We start from the raw sequence: 14,451 nt of genomic DNA on the forward strand, positions 1-14,451 counted from the left end.
ACGGTCGTTACGTCGTCTCGGGCTGGCGTGCCGACACCTTCATCGTCGGATCGCCGGAACCACGTCACGACGAAGTGGTCTCGATGTCCTGCCGACTGCATGCGGCGACGGCCTCGCTCGAGCGCCCGCGCTTCCTTGCGCAACCGCCCGTGCCGCCGTGGGCCGAGGTCGACGTATTCGTCGCCGCTGATCGCGCGGCATGGGAAACGGTTCCGCTGAGGATCGCGAAGGGCGTCGAGCAACTCGAGACGCCCACTCCTGACGGTCGCAAGAGTCTGGAACTGATCGCCGGGCTCGCTACTTTGCGTAAGCCGGTGCAGAGCCCGGACCAGCTCGTGCACGGCGATCTGTTCGGGACAGTGCTGTTCTCGGGCAGTATGGCGCCCGGAATCACCGACATCACGCCGTATTGGCGGCCGGCTGCGTGGGCCGCCGCCGTCGCTGTGGTCGACGCGATCTCGTGGGGCGGTGCCGACGAGGCACTGGTCGGCCGGTGGGAAGATCTCCCCGAGTGGCCGCAGATGCTTCTACGTGCGGTGATGTTCCGCTTGGCGGTTCATGTTCTGCATCCTCGCTCGACGGCGGACGCGTTCCCGGGGTTGGCCCGTACGTCCGACATCGTGCGCTTGCTGCTCTAGATCGGGGCGCCGGTACCGAAGTCCGAGACCAGGCCCTCGAACAGCTCGCGTGCGGCGTTCGAGGCGGCCACGGTGTTCCCGTCGACGACAGCGTTGACGAGGTTCGCGTGCTGCGAGTGGAATCCTTCGCCGGTTGCATCGATGTGCTGTTGGATCGTGGTCTCGATGACCGGGAGCAGGGAGTCGTAGAACTCCAGGTAGACCTCGTTGTGGCTGGCCGCGACGATTGCTCGGTGCAGGGCGACGTCCGCGGTGGTGGCAGCGTCGACGTCCTGACCCTCCCATGACGCGGTGCGAAGCTCGAGTAGCCGCGTCAGTTCGGCGATGTCGTCTTCGGTTCGCCGTGCGGCGGCGAGGGTGGCTGCAGTGATGTCGAGTGCGCGCCGAAGTTCGAGTACATCCCGCTGGTGGGCACCGGCAAAGTAGTTGCCGAGAGTGCCACCGAGGTCGGAGACAGCAACGACGTAGGTGCCCGATCCCTGACGACGTTCCAGCATTCCGGCGTGTACGAGCGCCTGGACCGCCTCGCGCACGGTATTGCGACCGGTCCCGGTCAGCTCCGACAGTTCCGGTTCGGTGGGGATTTTGGAACCGATCGGCCAGGTTCCGCTCCGGATCTCGTTGCGGAGTTGTTCGGTGACCTGCGAGATGAGACTTGCGCGTCGAACGGGTTGCACGTGGTTGTTTCCTCGGGTCCGGGTAAGTGGTGTGAATGTGACGTTAGATTACCGCGCTTGTGCGAGTTCATCCGGTCATCCTATGATTTGCCGGTGACTGCTCAACTGGAGAGAACCGAAACCCGCTCGTTGATACAAGGCCGTGTGCTCGTCTTCGCTGCGATTGCGATGTCTGCGCTCGTACTTCGACTTGCGGTGACCTCGTTCTCGCCTTTGGCGGCCGAGATTCGCGACGAGATCGGCTTCTCCGCCTCGATCGTCGGTGTCTTCGGCATGGTTCCGACCGCAATGTTCGCCATCTTCGGTCTCATCACTCCCGCCATCGCGAAACGTATCGGGCTCGAGCGAACGGCCCTCGTCGCGATGCTCATGGCCGGCGTCGGAATGTTGTTGCGCGCCATGATGTCTCAGACATGGTCGTTGCTGGCCCTCTCGGCTCTGGCACTGGCAGGCATGGGAATCGGCAATGTCGTGATCCCGCCGTTGGTCAAGCGGTACTTCTCGGATCGCCTCGCCACCATGAGTTCGGTCTACATCGTGGCCGTGCAGATCGGCACCATCGTTCCGGCGTTCGTCGCAGTCCCGGTCGCCGACGCCTTCGGGTGGCGGTTCTCGATCGGCTGGTGGTCCGCCTTCGGCTTCGCCGCAGCAGTGCCGTGGTTGATCACCCTCGCTCGCTCGCGCAAGGCTCGCGCGAACGAAGCCGGGTCCGTCGAGAATGCATCGGATTCGGTTGCGGCAGTGGCAGAACAGCCACGCGGTCAGGTCTGGCGTTCTCCCGTGGCCTGGGGGATGGCCGGCATGTTCGGCATGACCTCACTGATCACGTATTCGATGTTCACGTGGATTCCCTCGATCCTTCGTGACGCCGGAGCCAGTGACGCCTTCGGCGGAACGATGGTCGGAATGTTCTCGGTGATCGGGCTCGTCGCAGCTTTCGGTGCACCGACGCTGTGCGCCCGCATGGCCAATCCCTTCCCTGTCGTGATCGCGTGTGCCGTCTGCTACCTGGTCGGCATGGGCGGGCTGTACTTTGCCCCGATGGCGGCGCCGGTCGTGTGGGTTGTCGTCCTGGGCCTCGGTCCGAGCACGTTCCCGATGTCGCTCACACTGATCAACCTGCGTACTCGTTCGCACATCGGTTCCTCGGCACTGTCCGGCTTCACCCAGGGCATCGGCTACTCCGTTGCCTGCCTCGGTCCGCTCCTGTTCGGCGTTTTCCACGACGTGTCCGGTGGATACGCTGCGCCGTTCGGCCTGCTCGTCGTCGCTGTGATCGTGGTGCTCCTGGGCGCCTACCAGGCATGCAAGCCTCGGATGCTCGAGGATTCCTGGCACGCACCTGCGAAAAACTAGCTCACACCCGGTCTTGTTACCGGGTGAGGATCAATTGACTTCGCGGTCATCGCACGCAGCACCGGCGCAATAACCATTTTCTACCTTTGGGTCTCCAACATATTCAGGAGGCCCTGGTGAGTCATTACATCGAGCATTGGGATGCAGAGGACGTCGACGCCTGGGAATCCGGCGGCAAGGACATCGCGAAGCGGAACCTGATCTGGTCAGTGGTAGCCGAACACGTCGGCTTCTCGATCTGGTCGATCTGGTCCGTGATGGTGTTGTTCATGCCGACGGATATCTACGGCATCGACGCGGCCGGAAAGTTCTTCCTCGTCGCAGTGCCCACACTTGTCGGGTCGGTCCTCCGCATTCCCTACACGGTTGCCACCGCACGGTTCGGCGGTCGTAACTGGACCGTCATGAGTGCGCTGTTCCTCTTCGTGCCAACACTTCTCACGCTCTACCTGATGATGAACCCGGGTGCGTCGTACACCACGTTCATGTTGGTAGCGGCCACTGCAGGTATCGGCGGCGGCAACTTCGCGTCGTCGATGACCAACATCAATGCCTTCTACCCGCAACGCCTCAAGGGGTGGGCGCTCGGTCTCAATGCCGGCGGCGGCAACATCGGTGTGCCGATGATTCAGCTGATCGGTCTGCTGGTGATCGCCACCGTCGGTAACCGCGCTCCGTGGATCGTCTGCGCCGTCTATCTCGTGTTCATTGCGGCCGCCGCCGTCGGTGCCGCGCTGTTCATGGACAACCTGGGCAACCAGAAGTCGGACCTGCGCTCCATGGCCAAGGCACTCAAGTTCTCCGAGTCGTGGGTGATCAGCTTCCTGTACATCGGTACGTTCGGTTCCTTCATCGGATTCAGCTTCGCCTTCGGTCAGGTTCTGCAGATCAACTTCCTCGCCGGCGGTGCCACTCCGGCCGCGGCGGCGCTGCATGCAGCACAGATCGCCTTCATCGGACCACTCCTCGGTTCGATCGCCCGGCCGCTCGGTGGCAAACTGGCCGACCGCATCGGCGGCGGCAAGATCACCATGTGGACGTTTGTCGCCATGGCATTCGCGGCATCGATACTCGTGACGGCCGGAACGATGGACGACAACACCGCGGGCGTCGCCAGCGCCGGAATCATGGTGACATTCGTTCTCGGCTTCATCGCCCTGTTCCTGCTCTCGGGCATCGGAAACGGATCCGTCTACAAGATGATCCCGGCGATCTTCGAGGCGAAGGCCCAGAGCTTCGACCACATGGATCGAAGCGAGAAGGCAACGTGGTCGCGCAGTATCTCCGGCGCTCTCATCGGATTTGCCGGTGCGGTAGGCGGTTTGGGCGGCGTCGGCATCAACCTGGTGCTGCGCGCGTCGTACAGCAGCCCCGCGAAGTCGGCGACCATGGCCTTCTGGGTGTTCCTGGCCTTCTACATCGCCTGCATCGCAGTCACCTGGTTCGTCTTCCTGCGCAAGCCGTCGACGCTGACCACAGACGTCGACGAGGCGAAGGTCGCAGTCACGGCGTGAGCGGTCCGCAGAATCTCAGAACTATCTCGTACCTCAGGAAGTAGGCGTCATGAGCAAGTCGGTTGTTGTCATCGGACACGGAATGGTCGGACACCGATTCGTCGAGGCACTGCGTTCGCGCGACGAAGCGAACAACTGGTCGGTGACCGTACTCTGCGACGAGCAGTACGCAGCGTACGACCGAGTCGGGCTGTCCTCGTACGTCGGAGCGTGGGACCCCAAGGAATTGGCACTGGCCGGCAACGATTACGACGGCGACAGCCTGGTCGACCTCCGTGTGGGGGAAGGCGCGCTCTCGATCGACAAAGATGCACGCACGGTCACGACGACAACCGGCGAGACGATCTCCTACGACGCTCTGGTGATGGCGACCGGTTCGTATCCGTTCGTGCCACCCGTGCCGGGGCACGAGGGCGACGGATGTTTTGTCTACCGCACCCTCGACGACCTCGACGGTATCCGGGCCGCCGCCGAGAAGGCTGGTCCTGGCGCTGTCGGCGTCGTGGTGGGCGGAGGTTTGCTTGGACTCGAGGCCGCAAATGCTCTCTCGCTCATGGGAATGACGGCACACGTCGTCGAACACAATGCGCGATTGATGCCGATGCAGGTCGACGAGGGTGGTGGCGCACTGCTCGCTCGCCTCGTCACCGAACTCGGGCTCACTGTCCACACCGGTGTCGGGACGGCGGGAATTTCGCAGGCCGACAATGGAATCGTGGTCGAACTCTCCGACGGCTCCACCATCGACGCGTCGCTGCTCGTCTTCTCCGCCGGAGTACGTCCGCGTGATCAGCTGGCCCGCGACGCCGGCATCGCAGTGGGGGAGCGCGGTGGCATTCTGACCGACCTCGGCTGCGTGACGTCGGACGAGAACATCTATGCCGTCGGCGAATGTGCTGCGGTGGAAGGCCGTTGCTACGGTCTGGTCGCTCCCGGTTACACGACGGCCGAGATCGTGGCCGATCGTCTGCTCGGCGGCGCCGCGGATTTCCCGGGCGCGGACATGTCCACCAAGCTCAAGCTCATGGGCGTCGACGTCGCCAGTTTCGGTGACGCGATGGCGACCTCACCGGGCGCCCTCGAAGTCGTCCTCAGCGACGCGTCCAAGGGGACGTACGCAAAGCTCGTGGTCTCCGACGACGCGAAGATCCTGCTCGGCGGCATTCTTGTCGGTGACGCATCGGCCTACGCGTCGCTGCGCCCGCTGGTCGGTCGCGAACTACCCGGTGACCCGGCGACATTGATCTCGCCTGCGGGGGAGAAGCCGGGTGCAGGCTCGCTGCCCGACGACGCCGAGGTGTGCTCGTGCAACGCCGTGACGAAGGGAGCCATCTGCGGTGCAATCGCAGCCGGCGCATGCGACATCGCTTCGGTGAAGGCGTGCACCAGCGCCGGAACCACTTGTGGCGGTTGCCTTCCCACCGTGAAGCAGCTGCTGGCCGATTCCGGCGTCGTGATGTCGAAGGCACTGTGCGAACATTTCGCGCAGTCGCGGGCCGAGTTGTTCCAGATCGTCCAGTCGACGCAGACCAGAACCTTCTCGGCGCTGATCGCCAAGTACGGCAAGGGCGCCGGTTGCGACATCTGCAAGCCCGTAGTCGCTTCGATTCTGGCATCGACGGACTCCGATCACATCCTGCACCGCCAGCAGGCGTCGTTGCAGGACACCAACGATCACTTCCTCGCGAACATCCAGAAGAACGGTACGTACTCCGTGGTACCTCGGATGCCTGGCGGCGAGGTCACGGGTGAGCAACTCATCGTCATCGGAGAAGTGGCGCGAGACTTCGGCTTGTACACGAAGGTGACCGGCGGTCAGCGCATCGACTTGTTCGGTGCCCGCGTCGAACAGTTGCCCGCGATCTGGAAGCGCCTCGTCGACGCCGGGATGGAATCGGGTCAGGCGTACGGCAAGTCCCTCCGGACGGTCAAGAGTTGCGTCGGTTCGAGTTGGTGCCGCTACGGTGTCCAGGATTCGGTGGGTATGGCCGTCGACCTCGAGAATCGCTACCGCGGTCTGCGTTCGCCGCACAAGATCAAGTTCGGCGTCTCGGGTTGCGCCCGTGAATGTGCCGAAGCGCGAGGCAAGGACGTCGGCGTCATCGCGACGGAGAACGGTTGGAATCTGTATGTGGGCGGTAACGGCGGACAGTCGCCCAAACACGCTCAGTTGCTTGCCGGAGGCCTCGACGACGCGACCTTGGTCAAGTACATCGACCGCTACCTCATGTTCTACATCCGTACTGCCGATCGCCTCCAGCGCACGGCGCCGTGGGTCGAATCACTCGAAGGCGGACTCGATCACCTCAAGGCCGTGATTTGTGAAGACAGCCTGGGTATCGGCGAGGAACTCGAGGCACTGATGGCCAAGCACGTCGAGGGTTACCAGGACGAATGGGCCGGTGTGCTGGGTGATCCGGAGAAATTGTCGAGGTTCGTCTCGTTCGTCAACGCACCGGAAGAAGCCGACCCGACGGTTGTGTTCGACGAGACCGGAGTGCGCAAGGTTCCGGTCCTGATGGGCATGCCGAGCATCCCCACGCGCCGGTAATAGTCGCGTAACCCGTGGGAAACACGGGATCCGTAGAAACGTAGACAAGAACCCGCGCGACGTTGTCGCCGGATCGACAGGAGGACTTCGATGAGTGTCATCGATGCGCAGATCGCCAAGCTGGATTCGGATCGACTCGAATGGACGTCGGCCTGCCCGCTGAGCCATCTGATCCCTGGACGCGGAGTTGCCGTGCTTCTTCGCGGCGGCGAGCAGGTGGCGCTGTTCCTACTCGAGGACGGCACACTCCGGGCTGTCAGCAACTTCGATCCGTACGGCCGCGCCGCGGTGATGTCTCGCGGACTCGTCGGCGACCGGGACGGTGAGCCGATCGTGGTCTCGCCACTGCTCAAGCAGGCGTTCTCGCTGGTCGACGGCCGGGCGCTGGACGACTCGTCGGTTGCGCTGCCGGTGTACGGCGTTCGCGTGTGGGCTGGAGTCGTTCAGGTACACAGCTTGCAGATGCAGGGTGTTCGCTCGACTGTCGCCGATGCAGTCTCGTGAGTGACGACATGCCGTTGGCTGGATTCACGGTAGGTATCACTGCTTCGCGCCGCGCCGAGGAGTTCGCGACCTTGCTGACTCGTCGGGGAGCGGATGTCGTTCACGCTCCGGCGATTCGAATCATTCCGTTGGCCGACGACCGTGAGCTCGAAAGGGTGACACAGCAGATCATCTCGGATCCTCCCGAGGTGGTCGTCGCCACCACCGGGATCGGATTCCGGGGTTGGCTGGAAGCAGCCGACGGGTGGGGTGAGGCGGAAAATCTCGGATCCGCGTTGGGCTCGGCTCGTCTGCTCGCGCGAGGACCGAAGGCCAAGGGAGCAATCCGCGCGGCCGACCTTCGTGAGGAATGGTCACCGGCATCCGAGTCTTCCGCCGAGGTGCTCGAACATCTTCTGGCAGAAGGTGTCTCGGGAAAGCGGATCGCTGTACAACTGCATGGTGCGACCACCGAGTGGGAGCCGATTCCCGACTTCTGTCAGGTGTTGCGCGAGGCCGGCGCCGAGGTCATCGCGGTGCCCGTCTATCGATGGGAACCGCCGGAGGATCCGACGCTGCTCGACCGGATGATCGACGCCATAGCGTCAGCCGGAATCGACGCCGTCAGTTTCACCAGTGCACCGGCCGTAGCCTCGATGTTGATGCGCGCCGACAAGACCGGGGATCTCGGAGACATTCTCGACGCGATGCGGGGTCCGGTGGCGGCCATGTGCGTCGGCCCGGTCACCTCGGCGCCGCTCGAAGCGTTGAATGTACCGACCACAGCCCCGGCGCGGGCACGTCTGGGCGCGCTCGCGAGACACATCGTCGACGAACTCCCGCAGCGAGCCAACAAGATTCAAGCCGGCGAACACGAAATCAGCATTCGCGGCGGTTGCGTAGTCGTGGACGGTGAAGTGAAGCAATTGCCGCCGGCTGCGATGTCGTTGATCCGCACTCTCGGTGCCAGCCCCGGTCGAGTCGTCTCCCGCGACGAACTGCTGGCTTCTCTTCCCGGCGGCGGCGGCGACACCCATGCCGTCGAGACCGCCGTCGCCCGATTGCGCGCGTGCCTCGGCGCGCCCAAAGCCGTTCAGACGGTGGTCAAGCGGGGCTATCGACTTGCCCTCGACCCCGGCGACTACGTACAGAATCCAGGTGACTATGCAACGCGATGACGATGTCCTCGTCCTGGTAGCTCATGGCACGCGTAGTGCACGTGGCGTGGAAATGGTTGCCGCACTGGCCGACGCCGTCGGCACGCGCGTTGGACGCACGCGCGTTGCCTTTGTCGATGTGCTCGGTCCGTCACCTTCGGAAGTCCTCCGGGACACTCCGGGGCGAGCGATTCTCGTACCGGCGTTCCTGGCGTCCGGCTACCACGTTCACACCGATGTTCGACGCGAAGTGGCGATCAGTGAGCACTCGGCTGTGAGTGTGACGCCCGCACTCGGACCCGATCCGGCGCTTGCACGCGTGCTGCTTCGGCGCTTGACCGAAGCGGGGTGGAATCCGGGTGACGCGACAGTGCTTGCTGCCGCCGGGTCGTCCGATGCGCGGGCGCTGCGAGACGTCGAGCGTGCTGCGCTGATGCTTGCCGAAGCGGCGGGGACTCGTGTCGACATCGGGTACATCGCGACCGGGGAGCCGAAGGTAGCCGATGTTGTTGCAGCAGCACGCGTTCGCGGCGCGAAGCGAGTTTTTGTCGCCTCGTACCTCCTCGCGCACGGGCTGTTCCACGAAAGGTTGCACGCCGCAGGAGCCGATGGTGTGACCGAACCGCTCGGCGTCGATCCGGGAGTGGTGGACCTTGTCGTGAATCGGTATGAGAGTGCGCGAAGGGAACTAGTATCGCTGCATGACGTCTCACTCCGTAACGCCGACGTATGCCGACCTGGTCGCAGCAGTTCGTGAATCCGACGTCAAGGCACAGGCTCTCATCGGTGCACTGACCGAAGAGCAGGCGCGGGAGCCCTCCGGGCTCCCCGGGTGGAGTCGGGGACACGTCGTGACGCACATGTCGCGCAACGCCGACGCGCTGGGCAGATTTGTTGCCGGCGTGCAGGGCGGCGAATCGGGGGAGATGTATCCAGGGGGGCCGGATGCGCGCAATGCTGCAATCGAAGAGGGCGCAGATCGCCCGGCTGAATTGTTGGCCCTCGACTACCGCTTCTCGGGAACGAGGCTGGTCGACGCGTTGTGCGAGATCCCGACAGATCGACTGGACACACCGGTGCCGTGGCGCAAACCTGTGACGGCATTCGATCTACCGATCCTGCGCTGGAACGAGATCGAGATTCACCTGATGGACCTCGACATCGGTTACACCTGCCACGACTGGCCTGCCGAGTTCGTGGAATTCACTCTCGCCAGTCAGTTGGGCGCACTCGAGACGGCGGTCCCGGGTGTACGAGTGCCGTCGCTGTCCGACGCGGAGACCTTGGCCTGGTTGGTCGGGAGGCCGACGAGGGTGGGGCTGCCGACTCTCCCTGCCTGGCCGTTCTGAGATGCAGCCGTTCTGAGATACAGCCGTTCTGAGATGCAGCCGTTCTGAGAGTTAGAACAGGGTGGGGGCGCTCACGTCGTTGCGTGCTTGGGCCAACCGCGCACTCCACCTTTTCACCAACCACATCTCGACGATCTCGGGTTGGGTGCCGGCGGCATAGGCCCAGCTGTCGAGAAGTTCGCAGTACCGGCGGTAGCGACGCGTCGTGAAGCCGGTGACGGAAGGATCCTCGAGCCAGCCCTCGTGGATGAGCGTCGAGACTCCGTACTGGTCGATCATCTGAGCGCGTCGGCCTTCGTCCTGTACGCCCACTGCCCACATGAAAGCGGCCATCAGCGATACCCCGACACCGGGGGTGAGTGGCCACCCGGACCAGGTGTCGCGCCGGACGACGGGCATCGACTTGTTTTTCGAGCAGTGATCGAGAATGGCTGTGATCTGGGTCAGCGGATCCTCGTCCTCGCGGTGATGGGGATTGAAGACGTTGGGGAACCGCCGTGTGAAACGTCGGCTCTCGTGCGAGCCCTGCCAGGCCGCGCAGAGAAACAGTAGTCCGAGGCCGTCGTGCTGGGCGACAACGAGATCGCTCGACGGGCGAAGGTCGTTGCGTTGAACGATGGCTCGACCTTCGGTGATCACTTTGCCGTCGAGATCACGCCCGCGCAGGCTGATGGTGTGGCCGGCGTCCTTCAGGTGTGCGTTCCACCAATCCAGGTCGACGGTGGCTTCGTCGTCGAGGACGTGCAGTGGAAAGGTGCGGGAGCGGCACCACTCGACCAATGCGTCCGGCGGTTCGAATCCTTCGTCGACACGATTCATGGCGCGATGATCCCACGAGTCGCCGACAGTAATTCGTGCGACGCGCAGTCCACCGGGATGGAACCGGACACTCGCGGTACGCTCCGCTCATGAAATTCGCGTCCTCGCAGGTGCGGTCGGCGCTGTGGACGGTAGCCATCGCTTTGGCGGCCACGAGTCTGAGCGGATGTATCGGTGCCGTCGATCGGATGGATTTCGACAATCAGATGCGCGAACGTGGCGGTGGGATGACGTCGGAGTTGGTGCGAGGCGGGTTCGACAGCCTCGCACATAGATACGGCGTCGACGCGGTATCGGTGACCAGCATCGACATCAGCCCGATCGAGACGCTCGGAGTCACCGTTCGAGACCCCGGGAAGCCGACCCAGCTCGACAGATTCTCTTTCGACGGAGTCATTCTCGGCGAGCCGAGCCCCGTGCAAGTCAGTGTCACCGACGATCTCGATGCACGATCGTTCACGCTGGATCAAGTGCCGGCATTGACGAACCTCGAGAAGTTGGTCGACGACGCGCTGGAGACCAGCGGTGTCGACGACGGCGAAGTCACCGGGATCTCGGTCAGTCGCACCGAGGCGATTCGCGCATCCGTGATGGTGGAATCTCCACGCTCGCGGGCGCTGGTGGTCTTCGAGCCTGACGGAACTCCCTTCCTGGTGCACCCGCTGTGAGCCGCCGTATCGCTCCGTTGCTGATCTCCGTAGTGGTGATCGTGGTCGTGGGAATCTTTGCTGCACTACTGTCTTCGGTGATCTGGCCAGGACAGGTCGCTCATTTGGCGCCGATTTTCTGTGAAGCTCCCACATCGAGCGCGATGGTCGTCTCGGATACCTTTTCCGACGGCGACGGTACGTCCACCAATTTCACGCTGTACTGCGTCGGACCGCGCGGTCAGACCGTTGATGCCGGCTGGTTGCTGCCGTTCTTGGTGCTGTGGGGCGTGTATTCGCTGGTGCTTGCGACAGTGGTCGGCGTGGTCGGGGTCAACCGGCGTAGGCGCCCAAACGACTGACCCGATCAGCGTGGGAGGACAACCACTTCGGCGACGGCATCGTCTTCCGCGTGTGGCGGAACGAGTGCAAACGCGGAGCGCCCGATCAACCCCGCCAGGTGTGCGGTACGTACAGACGGTTCGGCGCGCCAGCGACCGTCGGCGGATTGTGTGACCGGCAGTAGGCGTACCGCATCGGAAGTCACCGCAGCGGCGTTCTCGATGATGCCGAGCAGTGGCGGTGGGGTGTCGCTTCCCGTCAAGGCGGCCACGACGGTGGGCAGCATCGTCAACAGGGTGGTCACTGCGGCGTACGGGTTGCCGGGGAGGCCGAGAACCACCCGACCACTGGGCAGGACAGCCGTTATTTGAGATCCGCCCGGGCGCGAGGCGACTCGCCCGACAATCGTGCGAGCGCCGAGTCGATCGAGCGCACTGCGCATTTCGTCGGCAGCGCCGCCGCCCGTGGCACCAATGACAACAAGCAGGTCCTGTTCAGTCGCATCCGCCAGTACACGCTCGAAACTGTCGGCCGTGTCCCTCAGGTGCGAATCCGCCACGCACCGTACGCCGTTGCTTTCCAGTAGGTAGGGGAGAATCCCACCGACGGAGTCGCGGGTCTGACCTTCACGCAGTGGACCGGTCCGCCGGATCTCGTCGCCGGTGACTGTCACGCGTGCCCGTACCGGACCACGGACGAGGGCGTCGAACACTTCACCGCTGGCAGCTGCGGAGACCACCGCCGGAGTCACCGCGGTACCAGTCGGGGCGATCGTGAATCCGGTGGTCCAATCTTCCCCTCGTGGTCGAGCGTCGTTGCGGTGCGGCGCATCCGGCAGTCTCCGTACCATCCGAGATGGCTCGTCGACGGACAGATACTCGTCACGAATCACCGAGGTGGCGCCGAGGGGCAGGTGTGCTCCCGTGGCAATGCGAATCGCTTCGCCTTCACCGAGTTCGAGTTGCCCGTCGGCGCCCGCGATACGGATCTCGGTGCGGATTCGCCAGGGACCCTCGCCGGAGACGGCGTACCCGTCCATCGCCGAGACATCGGATCGAGGAAGATCACCCAGGGCGACGAGAGGCTGCGCGAGCGTTGCTCCGAGACTGTCGGCGAGGGCGGCCCGGTGTGGTGACAATGCTGTCAGTGAGTTCCTGACGGCGGCGCGGGCTTGCTCGATCGTCAGGCGCGGATGGTTTCGCGCGCGGTCGATGTCCGCCGGTGTGTCGCAGTCAGTGGTACCAGTGACACGCAGCGTCGAGAACGGTTCGGTGACAATCGCTTTCATAGGTTGATTCTCCAACCCCGAACTCTCCCGCAATGTGGACAGGCGTTGCCGGAGCTCGCGAAATGTCCACGCGGAGAGCAGGAATTGGGTTCGGTTGTTCTCGTCCACGGCACACGTCACCGGACTGTCCGTCGACGTGGCAGCTATCAAAGCGTCGACTGATACGGCCTCGATGTGCGGCAGATCGGACGCCAGGACCACCACCACGGCGTCGTCGGGTAACCGGGTCGCAGACAATCCGGCCCAGATCGCCTCGACAGGGCCGGCTCCGGCCGGAGTTTCCTGAGTTTGAGTGATGCCAGGATCAAGTTCAGGGCGATGTGGACCGACCACGACGACGGCGTCCAGATGCGCCGTCGCTGAAAGCGCGATGTCGAGGAGCCTGCGGCCGTGAACGAGCAGGCCGGGTTTGTCGACACCACCCATTCGGGTCCCGCGACCACCCGCCAGAATGAGGGCGGCTGTCGGCGGCGTGACGGTCATACCTCCATGCTGCCCCATCGCCCGCGTCACGACGACCGGTGACACGTGAATCAGAAGTGATACCGAGCTTTCTTCAGGTCGATCCGACCGTCCTTGATCGGCACGCCTTCGAGTTCGAGCTTGGCGATCTGACGATGAGCCAGGTGCGCCGACGGTTTGCCGGAGGCGCCGAGAACCCGATGCCACGGCAGGTCGGCAGAGTCCGTTCGCATGATCCAACCGACCGTGCGAGCACTGGAAAGTCCTGCAGCATCAGCGATATCGCCGTACGTCGCCACGAAACCGGCCGGAATCGACGCGATGAGGCGCCGTACCTCTTCGATCTGCTCTTCGGTGGTGGCTGCCATGTCGGTTCCTTCAGAGCATGCTGCGAACGAGGGCGGCGACTTCGTCGGCCCGCACGTGCGGGACCATGTGGTCACAGTCGAATTCGACACCGGTCAGATTTTCACCGAGGTGCTCGGTGAGCGCTGCCCGGAACTCGTCGGTGACGTACGGCGGTTGGACCTTCATCGCCTGAACCAGCACGGTTGGCATCGACGACGGGGGCAGCACGATCGGGCGAGCGAGTTCGCCCCACCCGGTCACGATCGCGGGCGTGGACAGGCGCCAGTTGACGCGTCCGTTGCCCAGTTCGATCAGGTGTTCAGCCATCTCGACGTCGAGGTCCTGGGTGGGAACCTCACCCCACGAGCCGTGAATCTTCTCGGAGTAGGCCTCTGCCGCATCGGTGTAATCCGGTGAGCCGATTGTGAGTTCGGCCACTTCCTGCATGAAAGTCGGATCCAACCCGATCGCCGGGTCGAGCAGGACGAGCCCACGAATGCGTTCCGGTGCGGTGGCCGCGAGGTGCAGCGCCAGCATTCCGCCGAAAGAATGCGCGACGATCACCACCGGTCCGGTGGCATGTTCGTCGAGCGTCTCCAGCAGGCTCGCCACGTGGGATTCGATGTTCCACGGAGGAGCCCAGGTGGAACGCCCGTGACCGCGTAGATCCGGCGAGATCCAGCGCGCTTCGGGCAGTTGGTTCTCGGCCATCGACTGCCAACGTCGGCCGTGACCGGTCAGACCGTGCAGCGAAAGGATCTCCGGTGCCCCGACGGGTCCGTAGAGATACGTATGGAGTGCAGACACGAGGTCAATCATG

General features: G+C 63.9%; 15 protein-coding genes. 10 read left to right on the forward strand and 5 right to left on the reverse strand.

All coding sequences use genetic code 11. The features are described 5' to 3' along the window. On the forward strand, window positions 1–638 hold a 638-nt coding region (locus QM609_RS18245; RefSeq protein ID WP_283337334.1), incomplete at its 5' end, for a TIGR02569 family protein. On the opposite strand, the gene QM609_RS18250 is transcribed toward QM609_RS18245, so the two are convergent. Continuing rightward, the gene (locus QM609_RS18250) at window positions 635–1,315 is read right to left on the reverse strand and encodes a FadR/GntR family transcriptional regulator (protein WP_003942319.1); all 681 of its coding nucleotides are present in this window, start codon (window positions 1,313–1,315) and stop codon (window positions 635–637) included. The genes QM609_RS18245 and QM609_RS18250 overlap by 4 nt on opposite strands. A 93-nt stretch (window positions 1,316–1,408) precedes the next feature. Between QM609_RS18250 and QM609_RS18255 the strand changes: the two genes are divergently transcribed. The 7 genes from QM609_RS18255 to QM609_RS18285 all read left to right on the forward strand — a co-directional run bounded on the left by QM609_RS18255 (window position 1,409) and on the right by QM609_RS18285 (window position 9,725). Next, the gene (locus QM609_RS18255) at window positions 1,409–2,671 is read left to right on the forward strand and encodes an MFS transporter (protein WP_019747810.1); all 1,263 of its coding nucleotides are present in this window, start codon (window positions 1,409–1,411) and stop codon (window positions 2,669–2,671) included. A 113-nt stretch (window positions 2,672–2,784) separates the two neighbouring features. Further along, window positions 2,785–4,185, forward strand: a complete 1,401-nt coding sequence (locus QM609_RS18260) for an MFS transporter (protein WP_085989607.1) — start codon at window positions 2,785–2,787, stop codon at window positions 4,183–4,185. Between the two features lie 49 nt (window positions 4,186–4,234). Beyond that, entirely contained in the window at window positions 4,235–6,736 is a 2,502-nt protein-coding gene (nirB, locus tag QM609_RS18265; RefSeq protein ID WP_050654902.1) for a nitrite reductase large subunit NirB, read from the forward strand. A gap of 90 nt (window positions 6,737–6,826) precedes the next feature. Further along, window positions 6,827–7,240 (forward strand): nitrite reductase small subunit NirD, encoded by a 414-nt coding sequence (nirD, locus tag QM609_RS18270; RefSeq protein ID WP_003942316.1) that lies wholly within the window; start codon window positions 6,827–6,829, stop codon window positions 7,238–7,240. Continuing rightward, window positions 7,237–8,397, forward strand: a complete 1,161-nt coding sequence (locus QM609_RS18275; RefSeq protein ID WP_003942336.1) for a uroporphyrinogen-III synthase — start codon at window positions 7,237–7,239, stop codon at window positions 8,395–8,397. The genes nirD and QM609_RS18275 overlap by 4 nt, the downstream gene beginning before the upstream one ends. Next, a complete protein-coding gene (locus QM609_RS18280) occupies window positions 8,384–9,133 on the forward strand; it encodes a sirohydrochlorin chelatase (RefSeq protein ID WP_037130090.1) in 750 nt (249 codons plus the stop codon). Before QM609_RS18275 ends, QM609_RS18280 begins: the two co-directional genes overlap by 14 nt. Then, entirely contained in the window at window positions 9,078–9,725 is a 648-nt protein-coding gene (locus tag QM609_RS18285) for a maleylpyruvate isomerase family mycothiol-dependent enzyme (protein WP_007731241.1), read from the forward strand. Before QM609_RS18280 ends, QM609_RS18285 begins: the two co-directional genes overlap by 56 nt. Before the next feature lie 51 nt (window positions 9,726–9,776). Here the strand turns inward: QM609_RS18285 and QM609_RS18290 are convergent, their stop codons facing one another. Beyond that, complete coding sequence (locus QM609_RS18290) at window positions 9,777–10,544, reverse strand: 8-oxoguanine DNA glycosylase OGG fold protein (RefSeq protein WP_003942311.1); 768 nt, start codon at window positions 10,542–10,544, stop codon at window positions 9,777–9,779. 89 nt (window positions 10,545–10,633) lie between these two features. Here QM609_RS18290 and QM609_RS18295 point away from each other — a divergent pair, with 89 nt between their 5' ends. Then, window positions 10,634–11,212, forward strand: a complete 579-nt coding sequence (locus tag QM609_RS18295) for a hypothetical protein (protein ID WP_050654903.1) — start codon at window positions 10,634–10,636, stop codon at window positions 11,210–11,212. Beyond that, window positions 11,209–11,553, forward strand: coding sequence for a hypothetical protein (locus QM609_RS18300; protein ID WP_003942308.1), 345 nt, complete (start codon window positions 11,209–11,211; stop codon window positions 11,551–11,553). Before QM609_RS18295 ends, QM609_RS18300 begins: the two co-directional genes overlap by 4 nt. Before the next feature lie 5 nt (window positions 11,554–11,558). Here the strand turns inward: QM609_RS18300 and QM609_RS18305 are convergent, their stop codons facing one another. The 3 genes from QM609_RS18305 to QM609_RS18315 are packed head-to-tail and all read right to left on the reverse strand — an operon-like array spanning window position 11,559 to window position 14,450. Beyond that, window positions 11,559–13,304: an NTP transferase domain-containing protein gene (locus QM609_RS18305; protein WP_050654920.1), complete on the reverse strand. Its 1,746-nt coding sequence runs from the start codon at window positions 13,302–13,304 to the stop codon at window positions 11,559–11,561. Window positions 13,305–13,354: 50 nt separating this feature from the next. Next, entirely contained in the window at window positions 13,355–13,651 is a 297-nt protein-coding gene (locus QM609_RS18310) for an MGMT family protein (protein WP_003942322.1), read from the reverse strand. Window positions 13,652–13,661: 10 nt separating this feature from the next. Further along, complete coding sequence (locus tag QM609_RS18315; protein ID WP_007731246.1) at window positions 13,662–14,450, reverse strand: alpha/beta hydrolase; 789 nt, start codon at window positions 14,448–14,450, stop codon at window positions 13,662–13,664. Window position 14,451 lies beyond the last annotated feature (1 nt).

The sequence above is a fragment of the Rhodococcus sp. IEGM 1302 genome (assembly GCF_030056935.1).
In the GTDB taxonomy this organism is placed as follows: Bacteria; Actinomycetota; Actinomycetes; order Mycobacteriales; family Mycobacteriaceae; genus Rhodococcus_F; species Rhodococcus_F qingshengii.